Here is a 25,863-nt window from a genome sequence, read left to right as displayed (position 1 = left end):
TAAGAGGCTTGCCTCTCTCTCAGAGAGAAGATCGCTCGGCCGTCCGCGTGGAAAACGCTACGCGGTTTTCCACCCTACATATCTGGGTTCGCTCTTTCTCCGAGGGCGAGGAGGTAGATGTTTCCGAAGGTTGGGTTGAGCGCAGCGAGGCCCAACGTGGGGTATCCGGCAGCGCTGGGCTTCGACGATGAAGCCGTCTCAACCCAACCTACTAGTCTTGCCCTCTCTCCGAGAGAAGATCGCTCGGGCGTCCGCGTGGAAAACGCTGCGCGGTTTTCCACCCTACGAATCCATGCCGACAACCAAAAGCCTCGGTCAGACGCCCCCTCTCCCCCTGGGAGAGGGCCGGGGTGAGGGTCGCCCGCCTCCCTTACGGCTGCAGATAGCGCACCATGGCATCGCCGATCATGGTCTTGTGCCGACGCAGCACCGCCGGTTCTTCCATGTCGATGTCGTGGATGCGGCCGAAGGTGTGGCGGTTGGAGACGCGGTAGAAGCAGAACGAGCACATCAGCAGGTGCACATCCACCGCGTCCAGCCCGCTGCGGATCTCGCCGCTGGCTTCGCCACGGGCGAGGATGCGGCGCAGGGCTTCCAGCGCCGAGGAGTTGAGGCTGGAGATGGTCTCGGACTGCGCCAGGTGGCGACCGCGGTGGATGTTCTCGATGCTCACCACGCGGATGAAGTCGTCGTGACTGCGGTGATGCTCGAAAAGGAATTCCGCCAGGGTGCGGATCGCCTCCAGTGGCGGCAGGCGGTCCAGCGGCAATTCGGCCTCGTTGCCGCGCACGTCGCTGTAGAGCTTTTCCAGCACCGTCAGGTAGAGCTGCTCCTTGCTGCCGAAGTAGTAGTAGATCATCCGCTTGGAGGTATGGGTGCGCTCGGCGATGGCGTCCACCCGCGCGCCGCTCAGGCCCAGGTCGGCGAACTCGGCCACGGCGGCGGCGAGGATGGCCTGGCGGGTCTTCTCGGGATTGTTCTTGCGCGGGGTACGCAGCGTGGGCGCGAGCGCCGGGGTGTCCTGCATCGGGCTGACTCTTGTCGGAGGAGAGGCGCGGGCACCCCGGGGTGCCCGCCTGGCTCAGAATTCCAGGGGCGCCGGGCGACCCTGGCGCGCCTGCAGCATGGCCGCCAGGCGGACCGGGCTGTTGGCGGCGCCGTAGCCACTGTAATCCTTGCGCTGGAGGATTTCGAAGAAGAAGCGGTCGGCGAAGGACTCGGTGTAGACGTGGAACAGCTCGCCGCCCTGGGCATCGCGGTCGTAGAGGACGTTGTAGTAGGCCAGCCGACTGAGGAAGTCGTCGTCGAAATCGAAGCGCGCCCCCAGGTCGTCGTAGTAGTTCATCGGGATCTCCAGCAGGGGCACCCCGGCGGCCTTGGCCTGCTCCACCGCCTGGAAGATGTCCTGGCAGGCGAAGGCGATGTGGTGCACCCCCGAGCCGCGATAACTCGACAGCGCCCGGGCGATGGCGGTGTTGCGATTCTCCGAGATGTTGAGCGCCAGGCGCACGCTGCTCTCGCGATTCTTCAGGGCGCGACTCTTGACCAGGCCATAGGGGTCCGGGACCACCACCTCGTCGTCGGCGCTGAAATCGAACAGGCTCTTGTAGAACAGCACCCAGCTGTCCAGGGCATCGGCCGGCAGGGCGATGGCCACGTGGTCGACGTGGGTCAGGCCGAGGCCGCCGCTGGCGCCGGCGCTGACGTCGAAGTCGGTGTCATAGAGACTGCGGCCGTCGGCGCCACGATCGGCGAGATAGATCAGGCTGCCATCGGGCGCCCGCACCGCCGGGATCTCCCGCTCGTTGGGACCGACCAGGCCGCGATAGGGCTGCGCCCGGTACTGCTGGGCGCGCTCCAGGGCGGCCTGGCTGTCCGGCACGCGCAGGGCCATGGCGCACAGCGAGGGGCCGTGGGCCTCGAAGAAGTTGTGGCCGAAGGAATAGGGTTCGGCATTGAGCACCAGGTTGATCTCGCCCTGGCGCAGCAGGGTGACGTTCTTGGAGCGGTGCCGGCCGGCCCGGGCAAAGCCCAGTTTGCCTAGCCAGCCCGCCAGGTCGGCGCCATGGCCGTCGTCCACGGCGAATTCGAGGAATTCGGTGCCCTCCAGGCGCGGCGCCTCGGGCGGGGCGAACAGCGGCGCTGCCCCAGGGCTCTCTTCTCGCTGCAACCGCGCGGCGGTCTGCTCCTCCAGGTAGAGCAGGGATCTCAGGCCATCGGCGGCGGTGGCGCGGGTCTGGGCGGCGCGGAAGCCGTCGTTGAAGATCTCCAGCGACAGCGGCCCCTGGTAGCCGGTCTGCAGGATGGGCGCGAGGAAACCGGCCAGGTCGAATTCGCCCTGCCCCGGGAAGCAGCGGAAATGCCGACTCCACTCCAGCACGTCCATCTGCAGCACGGGCGCATCGGCCATCTGCACGAAAAAGATCTTGTCCCCCGGGATCTGCGCGATGCCCGCCGGATCACCACCAATGGACAGGGTGTGGAAGCTGTCGAGCAGCACGCCGAGATTGGGATGATCGACCGCCTTCACCAGCCGCCAGACCTGCTGCCAGGTGTTGACGTGACGCCCCCAGGCGAGGGCTTCGTAGCCGATGCGCAGGCCACGCGGGGCGGCGCGCTCGGCCAGCAGCTGCAGGTCGTCGGCGATCAGGCGCTCGTCGCCGAGGCTGTCGGCGGCGGTGTTGCTGCACACCAGGATGAGGTCGGTGCCCAGCTCCTGCATGAGGTCGAACTTGCGCTCGGCGCGGTCGAGATTGCGCTGCAGCCGCTCGCGGCGATTGCCCTCGAAGTCGCGGAACGGCTGGAACAGAGTGATCGCCAGCCCCAGGTCCTGGGCGCGCTGGCGGATCTCCCGCGGACTGGCACCGGAATACAGCAGGTCGTTCTCGAAGATTTCCACACCGTCGAAGCCCGCCGCGGCGATGGCCTCGAGCTTTTCGGTCAGGGTGCCGCTGATGGATACGGTCGCGATGGAACGCTGCATGCCGGTGCTCCTGTGTTGAACGGCCACTCCGCGGGCTGGGCCAGGGCGGGGTGACACGGATCTGTCGGGTCTGGTGCCGATTATTCGTGGCGCCCGGCGACCCAACAATGGATTATGTACGAACCGGTTAGTTTCTGTTCGCTGATCGAACAGTTGGGCTTCCGGCGAATTGACCAGTCCCGTTAGCGCCTCGCACTATGATCGTAGAGCCCAGCGCTCGTCGCTTCCGCCGCGTCGACCATAACAAGACAAACAAGAGTGTGCGTCCATGCCCCAGCTATCCACGTTATCCTGCGTCCCCCGTCTCGTCTGCAGCCCCACCGCGCGCAGTCGGCGACGGCCAGGCTAGGTCCTCCCGTCCTTTCCATCTTCGGCTCCCGCGACCCGAGCGAGTTCGTGCGCGGCGCTGAAACCCTCCTGGCCTGACAATAAAATTCCGGAGACAACCATGGCCACTACCGCCTCCCCCACCCCCGGCTCCCAAGCCAAGAAAGCCACTGCCAGCGGCTGGATCGGCTCGGCGCTGGAATACTACGACTTCTTCATCTACGCCCAGGCGGCGGCGCTGATCTTCCCGCAGATCTTCTTCCCCTCCAGCGATCCCAAGATGGCCATCGTCGCCTCCCTCGCCACCTATGGCGTGGGCTATCTGGCCCGTCCGGTCGGTGCCTTCGTGCTCGGTCACTGGGGCGATACCCGCGGTCGCAAGAACGTCCTGCTGCTGTGCATGTTCCTCATGGGCATCGCCACCATGGCCGTGGGCCTGCTGCCCACCTACCACCAGATCGGTATCCTCGCGCCCATCCTGCTGGTGGTGCTGCGCCTGATCCAGGGGTTCGCCGTGGCCGGCGAGATCTCCGGGGCCAGCTCCATGGTGCTCGAACACGCCCCCTTCGGCCGGCGTGGCTACTATGCGAGCTTTACCCTGCAGGGCGTCCAGGCCGGCCAGGTGATGGCCGCGGCGATCTTCCTGCCGCTGGCCTACTTCATGCCCGCCGACGCCTTCAACAGCTGGGGCTGGCGCATCCCCTTCCTGCTCAGCGCCTTCGTCCTGCTGGCCGGCTTCATCATCCGTCGCGAGGTCCATGAGACGCCCGCCTTCGTCAAGGAAGAAGCCAAGACCGAGACCGCCAGCGTGGCCCGGCGCTCGCCCATCGGCGAAGCCCTGAGCACCAGCTGGAAGGCCATGATCCTGGTCGCGCTGATGGCGCTGATGAACGTCATCCCGGTGGTGGCCACCATCTTTGGCGCCGCCTATGCGGTGCAGCCGGCCTACGGCATCGGCTTCGACAAGAGCGTCTACCTGTGGATACCGGTGGTGGGCAACATCGTCGCCGTGCTGGTGATCCCCTTCGTCGGCAACCTCTCCGATCGCATCGGCCGCCGGCCGACCATGATCGGCGGCGCCCTGGGTTCGGGTCTGCTGGCCTTCGGTTACCTCTACGCCATCAGCATCCACAACCTGCCGCTGGCCTTCGTCATGTCGCTGCTGATGTGGGGCGTGGTCTACCAGGGCTACAACGCCGTGTTCCCGAGCTTCTACCCGGAGCAGTTCCAGACCCGCTATCGCGTCTCGGCCATGGCCATCGCCCAGAACATCGGCACCATGTTCACCGCCATGCTGCCGGCGCTGTTCACCCTGGTCGCCCCGCCTGGCACCGAGAACATCTGGCTGGTGGTCGGCGGCCTGGCCTTCGGCGTGACCTGCCTGTCGGCCCTGGCGGCCTACCTGTCGCCGGAGACCTACCGGGTGCCCATGAGCGACCTGGGCAAGCCAGGCGCCCTGCAGATGGACAAGCACTCCTACGACACGGCCCGCCAGGACAGCCTCAAGGCCAGCGTCTGACCCCTCGCGAGCCCTCGCCTGGCGAGGGCTCCGCCCTGCTACCTTGGTAGCCTTGCCGCAAGACATACGTTGTCATATAACTATCCAGCCGAACGCCTCGGTCGCTGCTTTCCGATAATTCAAATAAGAAAGGAATCCCCCATGTCGCCTGCACCCTCCTAGCCGTCCCTCGCCTCACCGCCCGACCCGCCCTCGTCAGATGCCGCCTCCGCCGGCAGGGCGCCCCTTACCTACAAGAACAAGGAACACCATGAGCACTCGACTCGCTTCCGGCCGGCTCGCCCGTGCCTGCGCCGCCTTCGCCGCCCTCGCCAGCACCACGCCGCTGTGGGCCGCGGACGGCTTCATCGAAGGCACCAAGGCCAATCTCAACCTGCGCAACTTCTACTTCAATCGCAACTTCGTCGATCCGGCCTACACCGCGCAGAACAAGGCCGAGGAATGGACCCAGAGCTTCATCTTCGGCCTGACCTCCGGCTACACCCAGGGGCCGGTGGGCTTCGGCATCGATGCCCTGGGGCTCTATTCGGTCAAGCTCGACGGTGGCGCCGGCACCTATGGCACCCAGCTGCTGCCGACCCATGCCGGCAACGAGCCGGCCAAGGATTTCGGGCGCCTGGCGGTGGCCGCCAAGGCCAAGGTCTCCAAGACCGATATCAAGGTCGGCGAGTGGTTCGCCGTGCTGCCGATCCTCAGGTCCGACGACGGCCGCTCGCTGCCGCAGACCTTCCAGGGCGCGCAGATCCACTCCACCGAGATCCAAAACCTGGAACTCTGGGGCGGCCAGATGCGGCAGAACAGTCCGCGCAACGACGCCAGCATGGAAGACATGTTCATGCAGGGCCGCGCCAATGCCACCTCCGACCGCTTCAACTTCGTCGGTGGCGAATACAGGTTCAACGAGAAGCGTACCCAGATCGGCCTCTGGTACGCCCAGCTCGAAGACATCTACCACCAGAAATTCATCAACCTGATCCACTACCAGCCGCTGGGCAGCTGGACCCTGGGCGCCAACCTCGGCTACTTCATCGGCGACGACGACGGTTCGGCCCGCGCCGGTGCCCTGGACAACCGCACCGCCTATGCGCTGCTCTCGGCCAAGCAGGGCGGCGGCACCTTCTATGTCGGCCTGCAGCGCGTCAGTGGCGACAGCGCCTGGATGAGGGTCAACGGCACCAGCGGCGGCACCCTGGCCAACGACAGCTACAACTCCAGCTACGACAACGCGCGGGAACGCTCCTGGCAGGTGCGCTACGACCACAACTTCGCCGCCTTCGGCGTGCCGGGTCTGACCCTGATGAATCGCTACCTCAGCGGCGACAACGTGCACACCGGCAGCATCACCGACGGCAAGGAATGGGGTCGCGAATCCGAGGTGCAATACGAGGTGCAGAGCGGCCCGCTGAAGAAGCTGCTGATCCGCTGGCGCAACTCCAGCATGAGACGCGACTACAGCGCCAGCGGCTCCTTCGACGAGAACCGCATCATCCTCAACTACCCGATCTCGGTGCTGTAGGGCGCCGGTTCGCGGCTGGGCGGGTGGCCGTTCCGCCCGCCCAGCCGACCGCTGTCGCTTGCCCGGATCGCCCAGGCCTTATACTGTACAAAGATACAGCCAAGAGGCCTCGACATGACCCAGCCCCAGCGCCCGCCACGGGGTCGTGGCACCGCCAGCAATCCGCACAATCGCTTTGCCGCGACCCGCAGCGAGGCCGAGCACGATGGCTGGTACGAGGAAGCCACCCCACTGACCTTCACCACCGCCGTCCGCCAGGAAACGGCCAAGACGGTGATCAGCCGCAACCAGTCGCCGGACGTCGGCTTCGATCGCTCGGTGAATCCCTATCGCGGCTGCGAGCATGGCTGCATCTACTGTTTCGCCCGCCCCTCCCACGCCTACTGGGACCTCTCGCCCGGCATCGATTTCGAAACCCAGCTGATCGCCAAGACCAATCTGGCCGAGCGGCTGGAGGCGGAGCTGAGCAAGCCGGGCTACCACCCGCAGCCCATCGCCTTGGGCATCAACACCGACGGCTACCAGCCCATCGAGCGGCAGTACCAGCTGACGCGCCAGGCGCTGGAGATCCTGCTGCGCTATCGCCATCCGGTGACCCTCATCACCAAGAGCGCGCTGATCCTGCGCGACCTGGATCTGCTGGTGCAGCTGGCCGAGCGCAACCTGGTGCGGGTGGCCTTCAGCCTCACCACGCTGGATGATGACCTCAAGCGCATCCTCGAACCCCGCACCGCCGCGCCCCAGGCCCGGCTGCGCGCCATGCGCACCCTGCACGAGCACGGGGTGCCGGTGAGCGCCCTGCTGGCGCCGATGATTCCCATGATCAACGACCATGAACTCGAAGCCCTGCTGGAGGCGGCCCGCGACCACGGCGCCCGCTCGGCCGGCTATACGCTGTTGCGACTGCCGCTGGAGATCGTCGAGCTGTTCGAGGAATGGCTGCAGACGCACTTCCCCGAGCGTGCCGCCCATGTGATGAGCCTGATCCGGCAGTCGCGCGGCGGGAAGAATTACGACAGTCGCTTCGGCATCCGCATGAAGGGCGAAGGCCAGTTCGCCGAGCTGCTGGCCCAGCGCTTTCGCCTGGCCCGCCGCCGCTTCGGCCTGGAGCGCCGCGAGGGCGAAGGCCTGGACTGCAGCCAGTTCGCCCCGCCGGGGGAGCAGCTGGGGTTGTTTTAGCACGGGCGCAGAACGGGGTGCTCCCTCACCCCAACCCTCTCCCAAAGGGAGAGGGGGAAAAGCGCCGCAGCCCCTCACCCCAGCCCTCTCCCAAGGGGAGAGGGGGAAAAGCAGCGGCGCACGCCTCTTAGGTCGGGTTGAGCGCAGCCAAGCCCAACGGCGTGGCCTCCCTCACCCAGCCCTCGCCATCCAGCTGCTAGGCTAAACGGCTGTGCCTATCTCTGGAGTCGCCATGACCGCCCCTACCCCGCTCACGCCGGCCCAGGCCGTTGCCGCCGGTATCGACTTCGCCGAACTCAAGGTCGATGCCAGCGGCCTCTACTGGAGTCAGTACGATCCCACCGATGGCGCCACCCGCCTCTGGGTCCGCGAGGCCGGCGCCGCGCCGCGCTGCCTCACGCCGGCGGGGTTCAGCCTGCGCAGCAAGGTCTACGAATACGGCGGCGGCGCCCTCTGCCTGGGCGATCAGGGACCGCTGTTCGTCAATGAAGCCGACCAGGCGGTCTATCGCCAGCCGCGTGACGGCGGCGCGCCCGAATGGCTGGCCGGAGGCGAGGCCTGGCGCTACGGCGATCTGCACTGGGATGGTGTCCGGCAGCAGTTGCTGGCGGTCGAGGAGGATCGCCGCGAGCAGCCGCCGCGCCATCGCCTGGTCGCCTTGAGTGCCGGTGGCGCACGCCAGGTGCTGGCCGAGGGCGCGGATTTCTATGCCGCACCGCGCACCAGCGCCGACGGGAGCCGCCTGGCCTGGATCGAGTGGGACAGGCCCCACCAGCCCTGGACCTGCACCCGGCTGCTGACGGCGACGCTGGACGCCGAGGGACGTCCCGGTGCGCCCAGCGTGGTATCGGCCGATCCCGAGGAATCGCTGCAACAGCCGCTGTTCGATAGCGAGCAGCGGCTCTGGGCGCTGAGCGATCGCCAGGGCTGGTGGCAGCCCTGGTGCGAAACCGTGGAAGGCTTCGCGCCCCAGGAGGCGCCTGCGGCGGATCACGCGGCGGCGCCTTGGCAACTGGGCGGTGCCAGCTGGTTGCCGACGGCGGAAGGCTGGCTGGCGACCTGGCAGGAAGACGGCTTCGGCGTGCTCGGCGAGCGCTGGGCCGCGGGAGAGACCCGCCGCCTGGCCACGGACTTCAGCCGTTTCCGCGGGCTGGCCCTGGACGACAGCCATTGCTACTGCATCGCTGCGGCGCCCACGCGCCCCTCGGCGGTGCTGGCCATCGATCGCCAGAGCGGCGCGGTTGAGATCGTCACCGGCGGCGTCGCGCCCCTGGGCGACAGCGCCATCGTCGCCCCCCAGCCGCTGAGCTATCCCAGTGGCGACGGCCAGGCCCAGGGCTTTCTCTATCTGCCGGAGCGGCACGGCGAGGGTCCGCCGCCGCTGCTGGTCAGCATCCACGGCGGTCCCACCTCCTGCACCTATCCGGTGTTCGATGCGCGCATCCAGTTCTGGGTGCGCCAGGGCTTCGCCGTGGCCGATCTCAACTATCGCGGCAGCAGCGGCCACGGCCGGGCCTACCGCCAGGCGCTGCACCTGCGCTGGGGCGAGGTGGACGTCGAGGACGCCTGCGCGGTGGTCGACCACCTGGGCGCCCAGGGCCTGGTGGACCCGACGCGAGCCTTTATCCGTGGCGGCAGCGCCGGTGGCTACACGGTGCTCTGCGCCCTGGCCTTCCGCGACGTCTTTCGCGCCGGCGCCAGCCTCTATGGCGTCAGCGATCCCCTGGCGCTGGCCAAGGTCACCCACAAGTTCGAGGCCGACTACCTGGACTGGCTGATCGGCGATCCCGAGGCCGATCGCGCGCGCTACGAGGCACGGACGCCGCTGCTGCATGCCGAGGGCATCCAGGCGCCGGTGATCTTTCTGCAGGGCCTCAAGGACGCCGTGGTGGTCCCCGCCCAGACCGACGCCATGGCCGCGGCCCTGGAGGCGCGTGGCATACCGGTGGTGGTCAGGCGCTATCCCGACGAAGGCCATGGCTTTCGCCGAGCGGCCAACCAGGCCGATGCCCTGGAGCAGGAAGCCGCCTTCTATCGCCGCTGGCTATAACGGCGGCGCGCTCAGAAAGTCGGTCCAGGCCGACGCTGAGCGCGCCTGGCCCGTATAGAATGGCGCTTTAGCCGTCGAGTTCTTGCATGCCCTTCGTTCGCCGCGGTATCGAAAGCATCGTCTCCACCTGGCTGGCCGGCCTGCTGCTGCTCCTGCCACTGGTGCTGACCCTGGCGCTGATCGGCTGGATCGTCAGTTTCCTCAATGGCCTGATCGGCCCCAACACCACCCTGGGCCGGTTGTTCGTGGCGGTCGGTCATCCCTTCGTCGGCAATTCCATGGCGGCCTATGGCCTCGGCACCCTGCTGCTGCTGGTGCTGCTCTATCCGCTGGGGCTGGCGGTCAAGCTGGGCCTGCGTCGGCCGCTTGGCTGGTTCGCCGACATGACCTTTCGCCGCATTCCGGTGGTGGGCAAGCTCTATGGCCTGGCCGAGCGCTTCGTCGAGTTGCTCGATCGCAAGGAAGGCGGGGCGGACATCCGCGCCATGAGTCCGGTGTGGTGCTTCTTCGGGGGTCAGGGCGTGGCGGTGCTGGCGCTGCTGCCCAATCCGGCGGTGATCGACATCGAGGGTCGCCACTATCACGCCGTGCTGGTGCCTTCGGCGCCGGTCCCCGTGGGGGGCGGCCTGCTCTATGTCCCGGTGGACTGGGTGAAGCCGGCGGACATGGGCATCGACATGTTCACCAGCATCTATGTCTCCATGGGCATCACCCTGCCGCCAGTGGTCAAGGATCGCCAGGTGGAATTCATTCCCCTGGAAGAAGCCGTGCGCCGCCAGCAGGAAAACGGGACGGCCGAGGAGCCGCCCCGCCAGCCTCGATAAGGATTTGCTAAAAGGTCGCCGAGCGAAGGTCAGGCAAGGCAAAAACCAGCGAGGAAGCGGAGTTTACAAATAGTAAATGAGCATTCCGAGCTGGTTTTTAACGCAGCATCACCGAGCGCAGGCACTTTTTAACCTTAGTTCTGCACCGCCTGGACCGAGCCGCCATCCACGCGCAGGTTGCTGCCGTTGATGAAGGAAGCGCGCTCGGACACCAGCAGGGCGATGGCCGCGGCCACTTCTTCCACCTTGCCGCGGCGCTTCTGCACGATGCCGGGCCGTTCTTCGTCGAGGAAGCTTTCGATGGCTTCTTCGAAGGAGACGCCCTTTTCCTCGGCGCGCTTTTCCATCATGCCGTCGGTCATGCCGGTCTCGATGAAGGCGGGGGACACGGTATTGCACAGCACGCCGTGGGCCGCTTCCTTGTACGACAGGTTCTTGATGAAGGCGGCCAGGGCCGCCTTGGCCACGTTGTAGACGGCCTCTTCCCAATAGGGCTGGACGGCGTTTTCCGAGGTGATGCAGACGAAGCGACCCCAGCCGCGCTTGCGCATGCGCGGAATGGCGGCGCGACCGACGCGCACGGCGGAAAAGAAGTCGGTGGCCCAGGCTTCCTCGTAGTCGGCATCGGCCAGTTCCAGGGGATCGCCCTTGGCGCCGGTGACGCCGGCGGTGTGCACCACGATGTCGATCTGGCCGAAGCGGGATTCGCCCTGCTCCACCAGCCGGTCCACCGCGGCCTGGTCGGTCATGTCGGCCGCGATCAGCAGCGTATCGCCCGGCAGGCCCTTGGCCGCCTCTTCCAGCTTGCCCTGCTCCAGGTCGGAGAGCACCAGCTTGACGCCTTCCTCGGCCAGCAGCTTCGCCGTGGCCAGACCCATGCCACCGCTGGCACCCGTGATGAGGGCGACGCGCCCCTTGATTCCCAGATCCATACCGACCTCGCTCGCAGATTTTTTCAATGCCGTGATCCGGCGTCTCTGATTCCGACTCGCCACGAGGCGCCGTTGCGCTTACCGTTCGGCGGAAAGCGCAACGGCAGCCCCGTCTGCCGGTCCAGATAGGCAAGACCCCTGGGAAGTTCACGATGCACGCACCCCGCCTGCCCCTGACCCTCTTTCACGACGGCGCCTGCCCGCTGTGCGCCCGCGAAATCGGCTGGCTGCGGCGCCACGCCGACCCCAGCCAACTGCAGCTGGTGGACCTGGCCGCGCCGGACTACCCGAACCAGGCGCCGGTCGATGCGCCACCGCGCCAGGCCATGCTCGATCTGCTGCACGCCCGGGATGCCGACGGCCGCTGGTTCAAGGGTCTGGACGCCACCTACTGGAGCTGGCGCACCGCCGGCCTCGGCCACTGGGCGCGGCCGCTGGCCTGGCGGCCGTTGCGGCCCCTGCTGGAACTGGGCTATCGCCTGTTCCTCAAGCTGCGCCCGGGTCTGACCTGGCTGCCCCATCCCGAGGGCAGCCGGCGGTGCCAGGATGACGTCTGCACCCTGGACGAGCCGCGCGACCGCTCGCGCCGGGGCTGACGCCGCCACTCGCTCGCATCCGCTTCGGTCCCGCAGACGCGCGGGCCCACCCTGCTGGCATCCGGCCAGGGTTCGCCTGCAGGCGCGTCTCGGCTAAACTGCGCGGCTGCTCGCGTTACGGATCCTGACATGTCTGCTGCTCTACCCGCCCGCGCCCTGGGCCTCGACTTCGGTACCTCCAACTCCACCGCCGGCTGGTTCAGGCCCTCGGGCGAGGTTCTGCTGCCCCTCGAAGAGGGCAAGGCCACCCTGCCCTCGGTGATCTTCTTCAACGCCGAGGAGCGCCGTCCGGCCTATGGCCGCCAGGCGCTGCACGAATACCTGGAAGGCTACGAGGGGCGTCTGCTGCGCTCGCTCAAGAGTCTGCTCGGCTCCAACCTGCTCAAGGGCGAGACCAGCATCCTCGGCAGTGCCCTGCCCTTCACCGAGGTGCTCGGCCTGTTTCTCGGCACCCTCAAGCAGCGCGCCGAACAGCAGGCCGATCGCCCCTTCGACGCCGTGGTGCTGGGCCGTCCGGTGCACTTCGTCGATGACGATCCGGTCGCCGACCAGGAAGCCGAGGACACCCTGGCCGCCGTGGCGCGCCAGGTGGGCTTCAGCGACATCTCCTTCCAGTTCGAACCCCTCGCCGCCGCCTTCGACTACGAGCGCAGCATCGAACGCGAGGAACTGGTGCTGATCGTCGACATCGGCGGTGGTACCTCGGACTTCTCCCTGGTGCGCCTGGCACCGGAGCGCCGTGCCCTGGCCGATCGCGCCGGCGACATCCTCGCCACCGGCGGCGTGCACGTCGGCGGTACCGACTTCGACCGCCAGCTGAGTCTGGAAGGGGTCATGCCGCTGCTGGGCTACGGCAGCGCCATGAAGAGCGGCGCCACCATGCCCACCAGCCACTACATCAACCTGGCGACCTGGCACACCATCAACGCCGTCTATGCCAAGAAGAGCGTGCTGACCCTGCGCGACATGAGATACGACGCCCAGGACACCCGCTGCATGGATCGGCTGTTCAAGCTGATCGAACAGCGCGCCGGCCACTGGCTGGCGATCCAGGTGGAAGACGCCAAGATCGCCCTGACCGACGACTGGCGCCGCACCCTGCGCCTGGATCGCATCGAGACCGGCCTGGCCGCGGATCTGGAACGCCCGCTGTTCGACGCCGCCATCGCCCTGCAACTGGAACGCCTGAGCCGTGGCGTGGACGACCTGCTGGCCCGCGCCGATCTGGATCCGGCGCGGGTCGACAGCCTGTTCTTCACCGGCGGATCCAGCGGCATCCCGGCGCTGCGCCAGGCCCTCGCCAGGCGCTTCCCCGGCGCCCGTCTGGTGGACGGCGACCGCTTCGGCAACATCGGCAACGGCCTGGCCATCGAGGCCTTCAAGCGCTACGGCTGAGTCCTTCGATACTGTTGGGGCCGGCGTCGACTCCGCATCAGGCTCGCTTGCCGGCCGCGCTCCGCCGCGATCTCGCTACCGCGAGCCAAGCCGCCGAGACCCCGAAGTAGCAGGCACCGAAAGCCACATAAGGCGTCACGCTGGAAACATCCAGCGGGACGCCTTGAGTCGCCTGCTTCACGAAGAATCCACCCGCCAGGGCGGATTGAGCGCCACTCAGGATCATCGCCCACTGACCAGCGGACGTCCGCCAGCGCCGTACCGCCACCGCCAGCTGGAAAAGCCCAGCGGCCATGGCCCAGACCCCGAACACCCCGATCGCGGCGCCCACGCCAGACGTCAGTGCCAGCCCTATCGCCACCGCGACGCCCAGACTGACGACGGCGTTGAGCCGCTGCCCAGCGTTGTGCCGCAGTCCGCCGCTCTGGCGGGCATCGAGGACGTTCGCCAGGGCATCCCACGCAGGGTAGAGGACGAGCAGGAGCGGCCCCGCCCAAGCCGTCGCGTGGCCAAGGGCGAGGGCCAGCGCGATCCACAGCAGCGCAACCGCCGCCCTGAGCAAATAGTAGCGTTGCAGCCAGGGGCTGCCGGTCGAAGCGCCTAAGGCATGACTCATGGAGTACTCCAGCGGTGTTCATCCAAGGAACGGCAAAAAGGCTTGCCGAGAAAAGCAGCCACTCACCGGGCGAAACGGCCCCGGCCCCCGGCGATGAGCATGCCGCCCACGCGGGTCGGGCAACGGGGGGATCGAGATGATCCGCGCGGTGCGTGGAAGGGTCGGGGGCCACGCAGCCCCGCCTGGATCTATCAGTCGAAGTCGGTAGGCAGGGCGATGTCGCGCCAGGTCGCCATATCAGCGCGCAGCGCCTGCGACTTGCGCTCCGCGATGTCGTAGGCGACCGGTCCGAGCGGCAGATGCAAGGGTGGCTCGGTCGCCATGACGGCCTGCACTATCACCGTGGCAGCCTTGCGCGGATCGCCGGCCTGTTTGCCATCGTTGCTGTCCCGGTAGGCACGTCGTCGCCCCGCCGTGTCGGCATAGGCCGGGATCACCCGGTTCGCCATGGCGATGGAGCGCCCGAGAAAATCGGTGCGAAACGGCCCGGGCTCGACGATGGTCACGCGGATTCCGAAGGGTTCCACTTCCTTGGCCAGCGACTCGGAAAATCCCTCGACAGCAAACTTGCTCGCGCTGTAGTAGCCGGAACCCGGTCCTCCCGAGAGCCCTGCCCCGGATGAGAGGTTGACGATGCGGCCGCCGCCGCGTCGCCGCAGGGCAGGCAATGCCAGGCGGGTCGTTTCGATCAGACCGAATACATTCACCTCGAATACCGGCCGGTATTCGCTGGGCTCGGCCTCCTCCACGGCACCGATGAAGCCTATCCCGGCGTTGTTGACCAAGACATCGAGACCGCCGAATTCCCGCTCGGCATAGGCAATCGCGGCAGCCACCGAGGCGGGCTTGGTGACGTCCAGCTGCACGGCCCTCAGGTTCTCCGGGAATTGCCGAACCAGGGGTTGCAACAGGGCGGGATCGCGAGCCGTTGCGACGACTTTGTCGCCACGCGCGGCGGCCATGGCCGCAATATGGCCGCCAAGACCGCTCGAGCAACCGGTAATAAGCCAGGTCTTTCTCATGCTGTTCTCCTCGCGCGGTGAAAGGCGCTGTTCAGTCTGCATCGCATGCCCCTCGCGTGGCGGTCGCCGGAGCGCTCGGCCAGCTCAAAACGGCCGCTAGCGCCAAGGCCCCGCCCATCGTCAGGGCGGCAGCGGAAAAGGCCATCTGCACCTCTCTTCCGCCAGCACCATCGGGGGCGAGGGCGAAAAACAGGCCGCCAATGAGCGCCACCGCCAGGGCGGCGCTGATCTGCAGGGTGGCATTCGTCAAGCCGGCGGCGAGTCCGGCCAGGCTCGGTGCCACCTGGTCCGCGTTCACCCTCACCAAGGCCGGAAGCGCTATGCCCTGCCCCAGGCCGATCAACAGCAGCGGCACCGGCAGCCAGGAGGGCAGGCCCGCCAGCGCGGCCGCCAACAGCAGGCCCATGACCTCCAGGGCCATGCCGAAGGCGGCGGTGCGTGCCCCCAGCCGCTGGGCAAGATGCGGACTGCAGAGGGGCCCGAAGAGGAAGCCGATCCCCAGCGGCAGGATCGCCCACCCCGCGGCCAGGGCTCCATGCCCCAGACCGGCCTGCTGGTAGACGGCGAAAACGAGAAAGAAAGGCGCCAGGGCATAGAACAGGAAGGTCGCCAGGAGGCTGCGTCTCAGCCGGGGGGCGGCAAGCAGGGAAGGCAGCACCAGGGGCGTCTCGCCGGCCGCCTCCTTGCGTTGTTCGTAGCGCCAGAAGGTGATCAGCAATCCGCCACTGACGACGAGCAGGGGGAGCGACCACCAGGGCCAGTGCAGGCGTGGCCCCTCGACCAGGGGCACCACCAGCGCCAACAGCCCCGCCGCGAGCAGGCCGGCACCCATGACATCCAGCCGGCCCGGTTGCGGGGCCCGGCTCTCGCGCAGTGCGACCAGCGCGGCCGGCAGGGCGCAGAGAATGACGGGAAGATTGATAAGGAAGATGCTGCGCCAGCCCAGTCCGAAGGGGTTGGCCTCGATCAGCACCCCGCTCAGGACCTGGCCCAGCACAGCGGCGAGTCCGAAGGTCGCGCCGTACAGGCCGAGCGCCCGATTCTTCTCTTCTGCCGGAAAGGTCGCATGGATCAGGGCCATGGACTGCGGCGCCATGATGGCCGCCGCCACCCCCTGCAGCAGCCGCCCGGCGATCAGCACAGCTGGCGTTGGCGCGAACCCGCATAGCGCGGAGGCGATACCGAAGCCGAGCATGCCGCCCAGATAGACACGCTTGCGGCCGAACATGTCACCCAGGCGACCGCCCAGGATCAGGGTGACCGCATAGGCCGTCGCATAGACGGATACCACCAGCTGGGCCAGATCCGACGAGGTAGCGAAGTCGTGACGGATCACCGGCAGCGCCACATTGACGATGAAGAAGTCGAGCGGTGGCAGTAGCGTACCCACCAGCAGCACGCCCAGCGCGAACCAGCGACGGCTATCGGGCTGGGCCATGGGAAGGGATGAGCTCATGACTTTTACCTTTAATCGGGCCGCATCCTGATCCGCGCGCGCGTTGCCGGCGCGCGGCGGTTGATGCAGCGGTTTCTTGAAAAGCGCGGCCACAGCTGGCAGGAGCGTGCCCGCGAGCGGTTGGCAAGCAGCCGACCGCTGTCGGCGCGGCAGGGGCCACCGCCTGGTCTAGCGCATGCCGCCGGAGCCGAAGAGAGTTTCGCCGGTCACCCAGCGGGCATCGTCGGACGCCAGGAAGGCGACGATGGGGGCGATATCCCCTACCTGGCCGATACGGCCGAGTGGGGTGCGGGCCTCGTTCCAGGCCTGGAATTCCGCGCCGAGGGCGCCGGCGGTCTGGGTGCCCTCGGTGTCGATGAGGCCAGGATTGACGGCATTCACGCGGATACCACGAGGGCCCAGCTCGCGGGCGAGCACACCCGTGATCGCATCGAGCGCACCCTTGGTGCCGCTGTAGACGGCGCTTTCCGCCGGCAGGACGCTGGTGACATTCGAGCTGATGTTGATGATGCTGCTGCCGGCGCCCAGGTAGGGGCTGGCGGCGCTTATCAGCTGCAAGGGCCCGAGCACATTGATGTCGAATTGCAGCCGATACAGGTCTGCCGTGGTGTCCTCGATCCTGGCGAATCGATAGACGCCGGCATTGTTCACCAGGATATCCAGGCGCCCGAAGTGTTCGCGGGCCGCCTCTACCAAGGCCTCCATATCGGCCCGCTGGCGGACGTCGGCGCGTAGCGCGATAGCGGTACCCCCCGCCGCATCGATGTCGGCGAGGACGGCATCCGCCCCTCTCCTGCCGGACGCATAGCTGATGACGACCTTGGCGCCGTCCGCCGCCAGTTGCCGGGCAATGCCCGCGCCGATGCCTTTGGAGGCACCCGTTACAATCGCAACCCTATCTAGCAATCTGCTCATATCTGCTCACCTGCACAGTGCCAGTTCGAACATGCCTGGCTGAAGCCAACGGATCTACGTCGATGTGAGGTGTCATGGTCACCCCTACGATATTGTTTGGGGACTGCCTTTCCTGCATATTGAATGTTCATTTTTGTACGCAGGTACGCCATGGAATGGAGCGATGTACGGATCTTTCTGGCAGTCGCCCGGGGCGGTTCCTATGGCTCGGCCGCGCGAGCCTTGGGAATCAGCCACCCAACGGTAGGTCGACGGATCAAAACGCTCGAGGATGAAGCCGGACAGGCGCTGCTACGGCGCACCCGCGAGGGCCTGATCCTCACGAATTCGGGAGATGCCGTATTCGCCCTGGCCGAGTCCATGGAAGCCTCGGCCCTGGCGATGGAGCGGCGCCTGGCAGGTAATCACCAGCGCCTGGAGGGAATCCTGCGCATCTCTTCGGCGGACTGGTTCGCCGGCTATGTGCTGGCGCCGGTCCTGGCCGACCTGACCCGGCGGCACCCTGCCGTGGTACCCGAGGTCATTGCCAGTTATCGACTGCTGGATCTCTCCCGACGCGATGCGGACGTGGCCTTTCGCCTGGTGCCCTTCAGCGAACCGGATATCGTGCAGCGCCGTTTCCTGAGGATGCCCTACGGCCTCTACGGCTCCGCAGAGACGGCGCTAGCGGTGCAGGAGGATACGGCTGCGGTCGGGCTGATCCTCATGAACAGCGCCCAATCGCATTTTCCCGATGTCGCCTGGTTGCTCGAGCGGCTGCCGGACTCGCCACGGGCCTTCACCAGTACCAGTCGAACCGTTCAGGCGCAGATGTGCCGGCGTGGCCTGGGGGTGGCCGTCCTGCCCCGCCCGCTCGGCGATGCGACCGCCGGACTGCAGCTCATCGAGCGCTTCGGCAGTCCTCCATCACGGGATATCTGGGTGGGCTATCACCAGGACCTGCGCCACATGGACAGGCTGCGGGCGTTGCTGGATATCGCCGAGGAGGTATTGGGACCGGCGCACTAGGCTGGCCTGCCGGATAGCCGGCCGTCGCCCCTATCGCCTGGGCCCTGGGCGATAGGGGGACGCGCTCGATCAGGCGCCGAAGGCGCCGTCGATGGTGTGCATGGCGCCGGTGACGAAGCCGGCCTCGGGGCCGGCCAGCCAGGCGACCATGCCGGCCACCTCGTCGGCGCTGCCGTGGCGCTTGATCGCCAGGAAGCTGTGCATCAGCTCCTTCATGGGGCCATCGGCCGGATTCATCTCGGTATCGATGGGGCCCGGCTGCACCACGTTGACGGTGATGCCGCGCGGACCAAGGTCCCGCGCCAGACCGCGGGCGAGCCCCTGCAGGGCCGACTTGCTCATGGCATAGGCGGCCAGGCCGGGCAACGGCATGCGATCGCCATTCACCGAGCCGATGACGAGGATCCGCCCGCCCGCCGGCATCTGCCGCGCGGCTTCCACGGCCGCGTGATAGGGCGCCTGCACATTGATGCTGAACAGGCGATCGACGGCGTCCGGGTCCTGTTCCAGGGCATCGCCGAACAGCGCCACGCCGGAATTCACCACCAGCACGTCCAGCGGACCACAGGCGCGCACCCGGGCGATCACCGCGTCGCGGTCGGCGCTGTCGGTCAGCTCGGCGGTGCTACCGGTTTCCGCCGCCAGGGCCTGGGCGGCGTCCCTGGAACTGGCATAGGTGAAGGTCACCTGGGCGCCATCGGTGGCGAAGCGCCGCACGATGGCCGCGCCTATGCCGCGACTGCCGCCCAGCACCAAGACTTTTTTGCCTGCGAAATTGCTCATGAGTCAGCCTCCTGATTAATGTAGTGAGTGCTACAATAATCTTCTCCCGTCCGCTGTCAAAGTATTTTTGTAATGAGCACTACAAATAAAACCGCAACCCGTGGGCGGCCCCGCCGCTTCGATCCGGACGAGGCCATCGTCCAGGCCCAGCGCCTGTTCCATGAAAAGGGCTATGACGGGGTGAGCGTCGCCGACCTGACCCAGGCGCTCGGCATCAGGCCGCCGAGCTTCTATGCGGCCTTCGGCAGCAAGCTGGAGCTGTACCAGCGGGTGCTCGAACGCTACATCTCGACGGGCGCCGTGCTGCTGCACGAGATCCTGGACGGCGAACAGTCCCTGGCGGTAGCGCTCACCCGAGTGCTGGAAGAGGCGGCGCGCAGCTATGTAGCCGACCCCAGCTCGACCGGCTGCCTGGTGCTGGAGGGCACCCATTCCGACGATCCCCAGGCCCGTGCGGCAGCCGACCGGCACCACCAGACGGCCCAGACGCTTATCCGCACCCATATCGCCGGTCGCCAGCCGCAGCGTGCGCAGGAGCTGGCCGACTTCGTCATCACCACCATGGCCGGGCTCTCCGCCAGCGCGCGGCATGGGCAGAGCCTGGAGCGGTTGCTGGCCAGCGCGCGCCTGGCGGGCCTGGCGTTGACCCAGGCCCTGGCCGCGGAGGCGTGACGCGGCGCTGGCGCTTTATTCCCCGGCGATGAACAGCGGATTGAAGCCGCTGCGGGCATAGCGCCCCTCTTCCGCCAGGGCGAAGTCCAGCGGCAGGCTGGCGAGGTCGTCGGCCAGGGGCTCGGCGCCCAGGTTGAAGCTCTTGCTGACCAGTTTGAGGTAGCTGTCGCAGCTGTCGCAGGTCTCGGCCTGGGCGGCCAGGGGCGTCTTGCCGGCGTCGTCTTCCAGGGCCAGATAGCGCACCTGGGCGCTGGTATTGCAGCAGCTGCACTTGCTGCGCTCCAGGTGCCACTCGGTGGCGCAGAGGCTGCAATGCAGGTAGCGCACGTTGTCGCGATCGCGGTCGGCGTGGACGATGCTGGCCAGCGGCGGCGCCGCGCAGGTCGGGCACAGCACCCGGCTGGCGTCGCCATGGCGCTGGGGCGGTTGCGGCAGGCCCAGGGCCAGGCGCACCCAGGCCACCTGCAGGGCAGCGCCCACCAGCGGCAGCAGCCCCCGGACCTCTGGGGCGCCGGGCTCCTGAGCGAGCAACTGCTCGGCGAGCCGTTGACGCTCGGTCGCCGGCAAGGCCGCCAGTTGTTCGAGCACCGGCCGCTGACGCGCGGCGATGCGCAGTTCCAGGTTGGCCAGCAGCGCCTGCAGATCGCCCTGCCAGTCCAGATCCCGCAGCAGAGCCTGCCCCTGCAGCGGCGGCATGCCGTGCTCCAAGGCCAGGCTGAAGGCATCCGGCGCCGGTTGCCAGCTGGGCTGGCGCTCCTGCAGGACGGCCTCCTGGGCCTGGACCAGCAGGGCCATGAAGCCGAGGAAGTCGCCCAGCTCGGGGCTGCGCTCGGCCAGTTCGCGCAGGCGGCGGGCGCGACGGGCGAACAGCTGGCGATCGGGCAGGACCACCGGTGGCGGATTGAGGATGCCGGTGGGCGAGGTGCCGTACTGATGCATCAGGGGGTCCCCTTGTCGGGCATGCGGTGTTCATCCAGGGGGCGTTCGCCCCGCTCGCCGCCTTCGCGGCGTTCCTGCTCGACGATCTCGTCGTACCACAGCCTGTGATGGTGCTTGGCCCAGGCACGGCTGACGCGGCCCTGGGTCATGGCGCGGAAGGAGCCCTTCACCCAGATCGCCGAATAGACGTGGATGATCAGGGTGACGATGGCGACGAAGGCGACATAGGCGTGCACCAGGCTGGAAAAGCGCAGCCAGCCACGCGGCAGGATGTCGGCGAAATACGGGCGCCAGATGAAGAAGCCGCTGAGCAACAGCGCCGGCACCGACAGCAGCATCACCCAGTACACCAGCTTCTGCCCCGGGTTGTTGGCGCCGATGGGCGGCGCCAGCTCGTCGCGGTTGGCGAGGACGTCGCCGATGCGCCGCACCCAGGCGACGTCGTGGCGCTTGAACAGGTTGACCTTGAAGAAGCGCACCGCCATGACCACGAAGCCCAGGCTCATGGCCACCCCGATGAAGGGGTGCAGGATGCGCGTCATGGTCGGCCCGCCGAACAGCGCCGTGAGGTCGAAGAAGAACGGGTGGAAGAAGGCCAGGCCGCTCAGGGTCAGGCAGACGAAGGTGAAGGCGATGAACCAGTGGTTCAGCCGGCTGAAGGTGGTGTAGCGCAGGATGCCGCGCTTGTTGTCCGACGGCGTGGTCATGGCCGATCCTCCTCGCGCGCGGCGTGGCGCTCTGCCTCGTCCGGGGATTCCTCGGGTTCTTCCTTGGGTCCCTTGGTCAGGTAGTGGGCGATGCCGGCGATGGCGGTGACGCCCAGCAGCGCCGACATGATCGGCTTGGTCACGCCCTTCCACAGGCTGACCATGGGGCTGATCTGCGGATCGGCCGGCAGGTGGGTGTAGAGCTCCGGCTTGTCGGCGTGCTGCAGCACGTACATCACATGGGTGCCGCCCACCCCGGCCGGATCGTAGAGGCCGGCGCCGGGAAAGCCGCGGTCATGCAGCTGGCCGACGCGCATCTGGGCGTGTTCGGTCATGTCCTCCTTGGTACCGAACATGATCGCCCCGGTCGGGCAGGACTTGACGCAGGCCGGCTCCAGGCCGTGGTAGACGCGGTCGGAGCAGAGGGTGCACTTGTAGGCCTTCTGGTCCTTCTTGGAGATGCGCGGCACGTCGAAGGGGCAGCCCGAGACGCAATAGCCGCAGCCGATACAGTGCTCGGAATTGAAGTCGACGATGCCGTTGGCGTACTGCACGATGGCCCCCGGCGCCGGGCAGGCCTTGAGGCAGCCCGGCTCGGCGCAGTGCATGCAGTTGTCCTTGCGGATCAGCCACTCCAGGTTGCCCTTCTCGTTGACGTATTCGTCGAATCTCATCACCTGGAAGGTCTCCGGGGTGAGGTCCGGCGGGTTGTTGTAGGTGCCGTTGCAATGCCCGACCTCGTCGCGCAGGTCGTTCCATTCCGAACAGGCCACCTGGCAGGCCTTGCAGCCGATGCAGCGCGACACGTCGATCAGCTTGGCCACCGCCTCCACCCCGCCGATGCGGGTGTGGGGCGACTCCTCGGAGGTGGCCGAGCGTGCGACGATGTTCTGGAAGTTGACTTGATCGCCTCTCATAGAACCTCCCTCAGACCTTTTCCACGTTCACCAGGAACGACTTGAATTCCGGTGTCTGGGTATTGGCGTCGCCCACGTAGGGGGTCAGGGTGTTGGTGAGGAATCCGGGGCGGGTGACGCCCTTGAAGCCCCAGTGGATGGGGATGCCGATGTGGTGCACGGTGCGCCCCTCCACCTGCAGCCCGTGCATGCGCTTGGTCACCACCGCCACCGCCTTGATGTAGCCGCGCTTGGAGCTGACCTTGACCCAGTCGCCGGCCTTGATGCCGAGCTCGGTCGCCAGGTCCTCGCCGATCTCGACGAACTTCTCCGGCTGGGCGATGGCGTTGAGCCGCGCATGGGTGGTCCAGAAGTGGAAGTGCTCGGTCAGCCGGTAGGTGGTGGCCGCATAGGGGAATTCCTCGCGGGTACCCAGCCGCGCCCGATCGCCCGGGAAGATCCGCGCCGCCGGGTTGTTCTTGGCGCGCGGGTTGTCCGGGTGCAGCGGGTTGTGGTCCAGCGGCGACTCGAAGGGCTCGTAGTGCTCCGGGAAGGGCCCCTCGGCCAGCAGGCTGCCGCCGAAGAAATGCGCGACGCCCTCCTGGTTGAGGATGAAGGGCCCGGCCTTGGCCGAGGGCGGCGAGGTCCAGGGGAAGTCGGGGATGTCGGCGCCGGCCCAGCGTTCGCCGTTCCACCAGATCAGCCGCTTCTCCGGCGCCCAGGAGGTCCCGTCCGGCCGGGCGCCGGCGCGGTTGTAGAGGATGCGGCGATTGAGCGGCCAGGACCAGGCCCAGCCCAGGGTCATGCCGATGTTGTAGGGATCGGCGTTGTCGCGCCGATCCATGTTGTTGCCCTGGCGGTTGTAGGAGCCCGAGTAGATCCAGCAGCCGCAGGTGGTGCTGCCGTCGTCGGCGAGGAAGCCGAAGTCGTCGAGCAGTTCGCCGCGCTTGTGGGAAATGGTCCCGTTCGGCCCGGGCAGGTCGGCCAGGGCGCGGCCGTTGTATTCCTGGGCGATGTCCTCGGGATTGGGCTCCTCCGGATTGCTGTAGGGCCAGGTCAGGTTGAGGATGGGATCGGGGAAGGCGCCGCCCTCGTCGCGATACATCTGCTGCAGGCGATGGAACAGCCCGGCGAGGATGGCCACGTCCGGCCGCGACTCGCCCGGCGGCGGCGCGGCGCGCCAGTGCCACTGCAGCCAGCGCGAGCTGTTGACGATGGCGCCGTTCTCCTCGGCGAAGCAGGTGGTGGGCAGGCGGAACACCTCGGTCTGGATCTGGCTCGGGTCCACGTCGTTGAGTTCGCCGTGGTTCTGCCAGAACTCGGCGGTCTCGATGGCCAGCGGATCCATCACCACCAGGTACTTGAGCTTGCTCAGCGCCTGGCTGACCTTGTTCTTGTCCGGGAAGGAGGCCAGCGGATTGAAGCCCTGGCAGAAGTAGCCGGTGATCTCGCCGTGGTGCATGCGCTCGAAGGTGTGCAGGACGTCGTAGAGCGGCTCGCTGAGCTTGGGCAGCCAGTCGTAGCACCAGTCGTTGTCCTTGGTCGCCGCCTCGGAGAACCAGGCCTTCATCAGGCTGACGTGGAAGCGCTCGTAGTACTTCCAGTAGGAGACCTCGCCTTCGCGCAGCGGCTGCTTGGCGCGGCGCTTGATGTAGTCGCGGTATTCCTGTTCCTCGTGGGAGGCCAGGTAGAGATAGCCCGGCAACTGGTTGGACAGCAGGCCCAGGTCGGTCAGCCCCTGGATGTTGGAGTGGCCGCGCAGGGCGTTGACCCCACCGCCGAGCATGCCGATGTTGCCCAGCAGCAGCTGCACCATGGAGGCGGTGCGGATGATCTGGGCGCCGATGGAATGCTGGGTCCAGCCCAGGGCATAGAGGATGCTCATGGTGCGCTCGGGGCGCGCCGTCTCGGCGATCATGTCCCAGGTGGTCTGGATCTGCTCGCGCGGCATGCCGCAGACGCGCTCCACCAGCTCGATGGTGTAGCGGCTGTAGTGCGCCTTCATCAACTGGTAGACGCAGCGCGGGTGCTGCAGGGTCGGGTCTTCCTTCACCATGCCGCGCTCGTCGAATTCGTAGCTCCAGCTGGATTTCTCGTAGGCGCGGCGCTTGTCTTCGCCGAAGCCGGAGAAGAGGCCGTCGTGGAAGCCGAAGTCCTCCTTCACGATGAGGGCGACGTCGGTATAGGCCCTTACGTACTCATGCTGGATCTGGTCCGTGGTGAGCAGGAAGTTGATCAGCCCGCCCAGGTAGACGATGTCGGTCCCGGTGCGGATATAGGCGTGGTAGTCCGCCACCGCCGAGGTCCGGGTGAAGCGCGGATCGATGGTGATCAGCTTGGCGTTGTTCTTTTCCTTGGCCTCCACCATCCAGCGAAAGCCCACCGGGTGCGCCTCGGCCGAGTTGCCACCCATGGACAGGATGAGATTGGCGTTGCGGATGTCGACCCAGTGATTGGTCATGGCACCGCGGCCGAACGAAGGGGCAAGACCTGCCACCGTCGGTCCGTGTCACACGCGCGCCTGGTTGTCGATCGCCAGCATGCCGAGGCTGCGGATCACCTTCTGGGTGAGGTACGCGGTCTCGTTGGAACAGGCCGAGGCCGCCAGGAAGCCGGTGGTGATCCAGTGATTGACCAGGTGGCCATCGGCGTCATGGGTGACGAAGTTCTTGTCTCTGTCCTCCTTCATGTAGCGGGCGATGCGGTCCAGCGCCTCGTTCCAGCTGATGCGCTTCCACTCGTTGCTGCCCGGCTCGCGCACCTCGGGGTGGGAGAGGCGCGATTCGCTCTTGATGAAGTCCAGCACCCCGGCGCCCTTGGGACAGAGGGAACCGCGACTGACCGGATGATCCGGATCGCCTTCGACGTGGTAGATGTCGCTGACGGTATTGATGCCGCCATCGCCGCGGCTGTAGAGCAGCATGCCGCAACCCACCGAGCAGTAGGTGCAGGTGTTGCGCGTCACCTTGGCGGCAGCGAGCTTGTAGTAGCGGATGGACGCCAGTGCCGGTTCCGGGGCGAAGCCGAGCATGGCCATGCTCGAGGTGGCAACCCCCGCCGTACTGAGTTTGAGGAAGTTGCGGCGCGATACCTTGATCGACATTTCTTGGGTAACTCCAGGCACATCACGGTAGGACTTCGTCCTGACCCGGGCCTGGCAGTTCGAGCGAAGCGTCGTCTTTCTTCGTCGAAAAATCATTCAAAATCAGTGTTTTAGCGAAGCGGCAAGAGGACCTGGCAGGGTCTGCGGCAGGGCCTGGCGGCGGCTGCGACCTTTCGTCCGATGGCCGCCCCGGCTGACCGCCGCGCGCCGCTGGAGTAAGGTGACGGCCTTCATCGCATCTTCGAGAGAGTCTGTCCCATGTCGCTGGAAATCGTCGACCATCCCGCCCTGGAAGTGACCGGTCTGCTGTTCGAGCCTGGCCAGGGCGAAGACATCGCCGCCCTCTGGCGGCGCTTCGCCGACCGCGCCGGGGAGATCACCGGGCGCGAAGGCGACGCCGAATGGTATGGCCTGAGCTGGCGCCA

General features: G+C 67.1%; 21 protein-coding genes. 9 read left to right on the top strand and 12 right to left on the bottom strand.

Annotated features, from left to right (window positions below; genetic code table 11):
* Positions 1-370 precede the first annotated feature (370 nt).
* Both DBY63_RS15760 and quiC read right to left on the bottom strand, forming a co-directional pair.
* A complete protein-coding gene (locus DBY63_RS15760) occupies positions 371-1,027 on the bottom strand; it encodes a TetR/AcrR family transcriptional regulator (protein WP_007160977.1) in 657 nt (218 codons plus the stop codon).
* A gap of 54 nt (positions 1,028-1,081) precedes the next feature.
* On the bottom strand, positions 1,082-2,983 hold the full coding sequence (gene quiC / locus DBY63_RS15755) for a 3-dehydroshikimate dehydratase QuiC (protein WP_108582408.1): 1,902 nt from the start codon (positions 2,981-2,983) through the stop codon (positions 1,082-1,084).
* 448 nt (positions 2,984-3,431) lie between these two features.
* On the opposite strand from quiC, the gene DBY63_RS15750 reads away from it, so the two are divergent.
* The 5 genes from DBY63_RS15750 (at position 3,432) to DBY63_RS15730 (ending at position 10,398) form a co-directional block, all read left to right on the top strand.
* Positions 3,432-4,829 (top strand): MFS transporter, encoded by a 1,398-nt coding sequence (locus DBY63_RS15750; protein ID WP_044342971.1) that lies wholly within the window; start codon positions 3,432-3,434, stop codon positions 4,827-4,829.
* Positions 4,830-5,079: 250 nt separating this feature from the next.
* A complete protein-coding gene (locus DBY63_RS15745; RefSeq protein ID WP_027600029.1) occupies positions 5,080-6,345 on the top strand; it encodes an OprD family porin in 1,266 nt (421 codons plus the stop codon).
* Between the two features lie 114 nt (positions 6,346-6,459).
* Positions 6,460-7,524, top strand: coding sequence for a PA0069 family radical SAM protein (locus DBY63_RS15740; protein WP_027600028.1), 1,065 nt, complete (start codon positions 6,460-6,462; stop codon positions 7,522-7,524).
* A 232-nt stretch (positions 7,525-7,756) separates the two neighbouring features.
* Positions 7,757-9,574: a S9 family peptidase gene (locus DBY63_RS15735; RefSeq protein ID WP_108582407.1), complete on the top strand. Its 1,818-nt coding sequence runs from the start codon at positions 7,757-7,759 to the stop codon at positions 9,572-9,574.
* A gap of 86 nt (positions 9,575-9,660) precedes the next feature.
* The gene (locus tag DBY63_RS15730) at positions 9,661-10,398 is read left to right on the top strand and encodes a DUF502 domain-containing protein (protein WP_007160983.1); all 738 of its coding nucleotides are present in this window, start codon (positions 9,661-9,663) and stop codon (positions 10,396-10,398) included.
* Between the two features lie 134 nt (positions 10,399-10,532).
* On the opposite strand, the gene DBY63_RS15725 is transcribed toward DBY63_RS15730, so the two are convergent.
* The gene (locus DBY63_RS15725; protein WP_027600025.1) at positions 10,533-11,330 is read right to left on the bottom strand and encodes an SDR family oxidoreductase; all 798 of its coding nucleotides are present in this window, start codon (positions 11,328-11,330) and stop codon (positions 10,533-10,535) included.
* A 152-nt stretch (positions 11,331-11,482) separates the two neighbouring features.
* On the opposite strand from DBY63_RS15725, the gene DBY63_RS15720 reads away from it, so the two are divergent.
* Complete coding sequence (locus tag DBY63_RS15720; RefSeq protein ID WP_108582406.1) at positions 11,483-11,926, top strand: DUF393 domain-containing protein; 444 nt, start codon at positions 11,483-11,485, stop codon at positions 11,924-11,926.
* Between the two features lie 129 nt (positions 11,927-12,055).
* A complete protein-coding gene (locus tag DBY63_RS15715) occupies positions 12,056-13,321 on the top strand; it encodes an Hsp70 family protein (protein WP_027600966.1) in 1,266 nt (421 codons plus the stop codon).
* 37 nt (positions 13,322-13,358) lie between these two features.
* Here DBY63_RS15715 and DBY63_RS15710 read toward each other — a convergent pair whose 3' ends face one another.
* The 4 genes from DBY63_RS15710 to DBY63_RS15695 all read right to left on the bottom strand — a co-directional run bounded on the left by DBY63_RS15710 (position 13,359) and on the right by DBY63_RS15695 (position 17,330).
* Positions 13,359-13,937, bottom strand: a complete 579-nt coding sequence (locus tag DBY63_RS15710; protein ID WP_108582405.1) for a hypothetical protein — start codon at positions 13,935-13,937, stop codon at positions 13,359-13,361.
* Positions 13,938-14,128: 191 nt separating this feature from the next.
* Positions 14,129-14,959 (bottom strand): oxidoreductase, encoded by an 831-nt coding sequence (locus DBY63_RS15705; RefSeq protein WP_108582404.1) that lies wholly within the window; start codon positions 14,957-14,959, stop codon positions 14,129-14,131.
* A 31-nt stretch (positions 14,960-14,990) separates the two neighbouring features.
* Positions 14,991-16,415 (bottom strand): MFS transporter, encoded by a 1,425-nt coding sequence (locus DBY63_RS15700; RefSeq protein ID WP_256594406.1) that lies wholly within the window; start codon positions 16,413-16,415, stop codon positions 14,991-14,993.
* Between the two features lie 168 nt (positions 16,416-16,583).
* A complete protein-coding gene (locus DBY63_RS15695) occupies positions 16,584-17,330 on the bottom strand; it encodes a glucose 1-dehydrogenase (protein ID WP_108582402.1) in 747 nt (248 codons plus the stop codon).
* 150 nt (positions 17,331-17,480) lie between these two features.
* Here DBY63_RS15695 and DBY63_RS15690 point away from each other — a divergent pair, with 150 nt between their 5' ends.
* Complete coding sequence (locus DBY63_RS15690) at positions 17,481-18,338, top strand: LysR family transcriptional regulator (RefSeq protein WP_108582401.1); 858 nt, start codon at positions 17,481-17,483, stop codon at positions 18,336-18,338.
* A gap of 69 nt (positions 18,339-18,407) precedes the next feature.
* Here DBY63_RS15690 and bdcA read toward each other — a convergent pair whose 3' ends face one another.
* On the bottom strand, positions 18,408-19,121 hold the full coding sequence (gene bdcA / locus DBY63_RS15685; RefSeq protein WP_042137596.1) for an SDR family oxidoreductase: 714 nt from the start codon (positions 19,119-19,121) through the stop codon (positions 18,408-18,410).
* Positions 19,122-19,193: 72 nt separating this feature from the next.
* On the opposite strand from bdcA, the gene DBY63_RS15680 reads away from it, so the two are divergent.
* A complete protein-coding gene (locus DBY63_RS15680) occupies positions 19,194-19,793 on the top strand; it encodes a TetR/AcrR family transcriptional regulator (protein WP_027600018.1) in 600 nt (199 codons plus the stop codon).
* 15 nt (positions 19,794-19,808) lie between these two features.
* Here DBY63_RS15680 and fdhE read toward each other — a convergent pair whose 3' ends face one another.
* Genes fdhE through fdnG form a run of 4 tightly spaced genes read right to left on the bottom strand, consistent with a single transcriptional unit; the run spans position 19,809 to position 25,432 of the window.
* Positions 19,809-20,732, bottom strand: a complete 924-nt coding sequence (gene fdhE, locus DBY63_RS15675; protein WP_108582400.1) for a formate dehydrogenase accessory protein FdhE — start codon at positions 20,730-20,732, stop codon at positions 19,809-19,811.
* A complete protein-coding gene (locus tag DBY63_RS15670; protein ID WP_007160995.1) occupies positions 20,732-21,439 on the bottom strand; it encodes a formate dehydrogenase subunit gamma in 708 nt (235 codons plus the stop codon). The genes fdhE and DBY63_RS15670 overlap by 1 nt, the downstream gene beginning before the upstream one ends.
* Positions 21,436-22,356, bottom strand: coding sequence for a formate dehydrogenase subunit beta (fdxH, locus tag DBY63_RS15665; protein ID WP_007160996.1), 921 nt, complete (start codon positions 22,354-22,356; stop codon positions 21,436-21,438). The genes DBY63_RS15670 and fdxH overlap by 4 nt, the downstream gene beginning before the upstream one ends.
* A 10-nt stretch (positions 22,357-22,366) precedes the next feature.
* Complete coding sequence (gene fdnG / locus DBY63_RS15660) at positions 22,367-25,432, bottom strand: formate dehydrogenase-N subunit alpha (protein WP_138956550.1); 3,066 nt, start codon at positions 25,430-25,432, stop codon at positions 22,367-22,369.
* Positions 25,433-25,863 lie beyond the last annotated feature (431 nt).

It is taken from the genome of Pseudomonas sp. RIT411 (assembly GCF_003057735.2).
Classification (GTDB): Bacteria; Pseudomonadota; Gammaproteobacteria; order Pseudomonadales; family Pseudomonadaceae; genus Chryseomonas; species Chryseomonas oryzihabitans.
The sequence above is the reverse complement of the archived record's forward strand: the minus strand, read 5'-3'. Positions and strand labels throughout refer to the sequence as shown.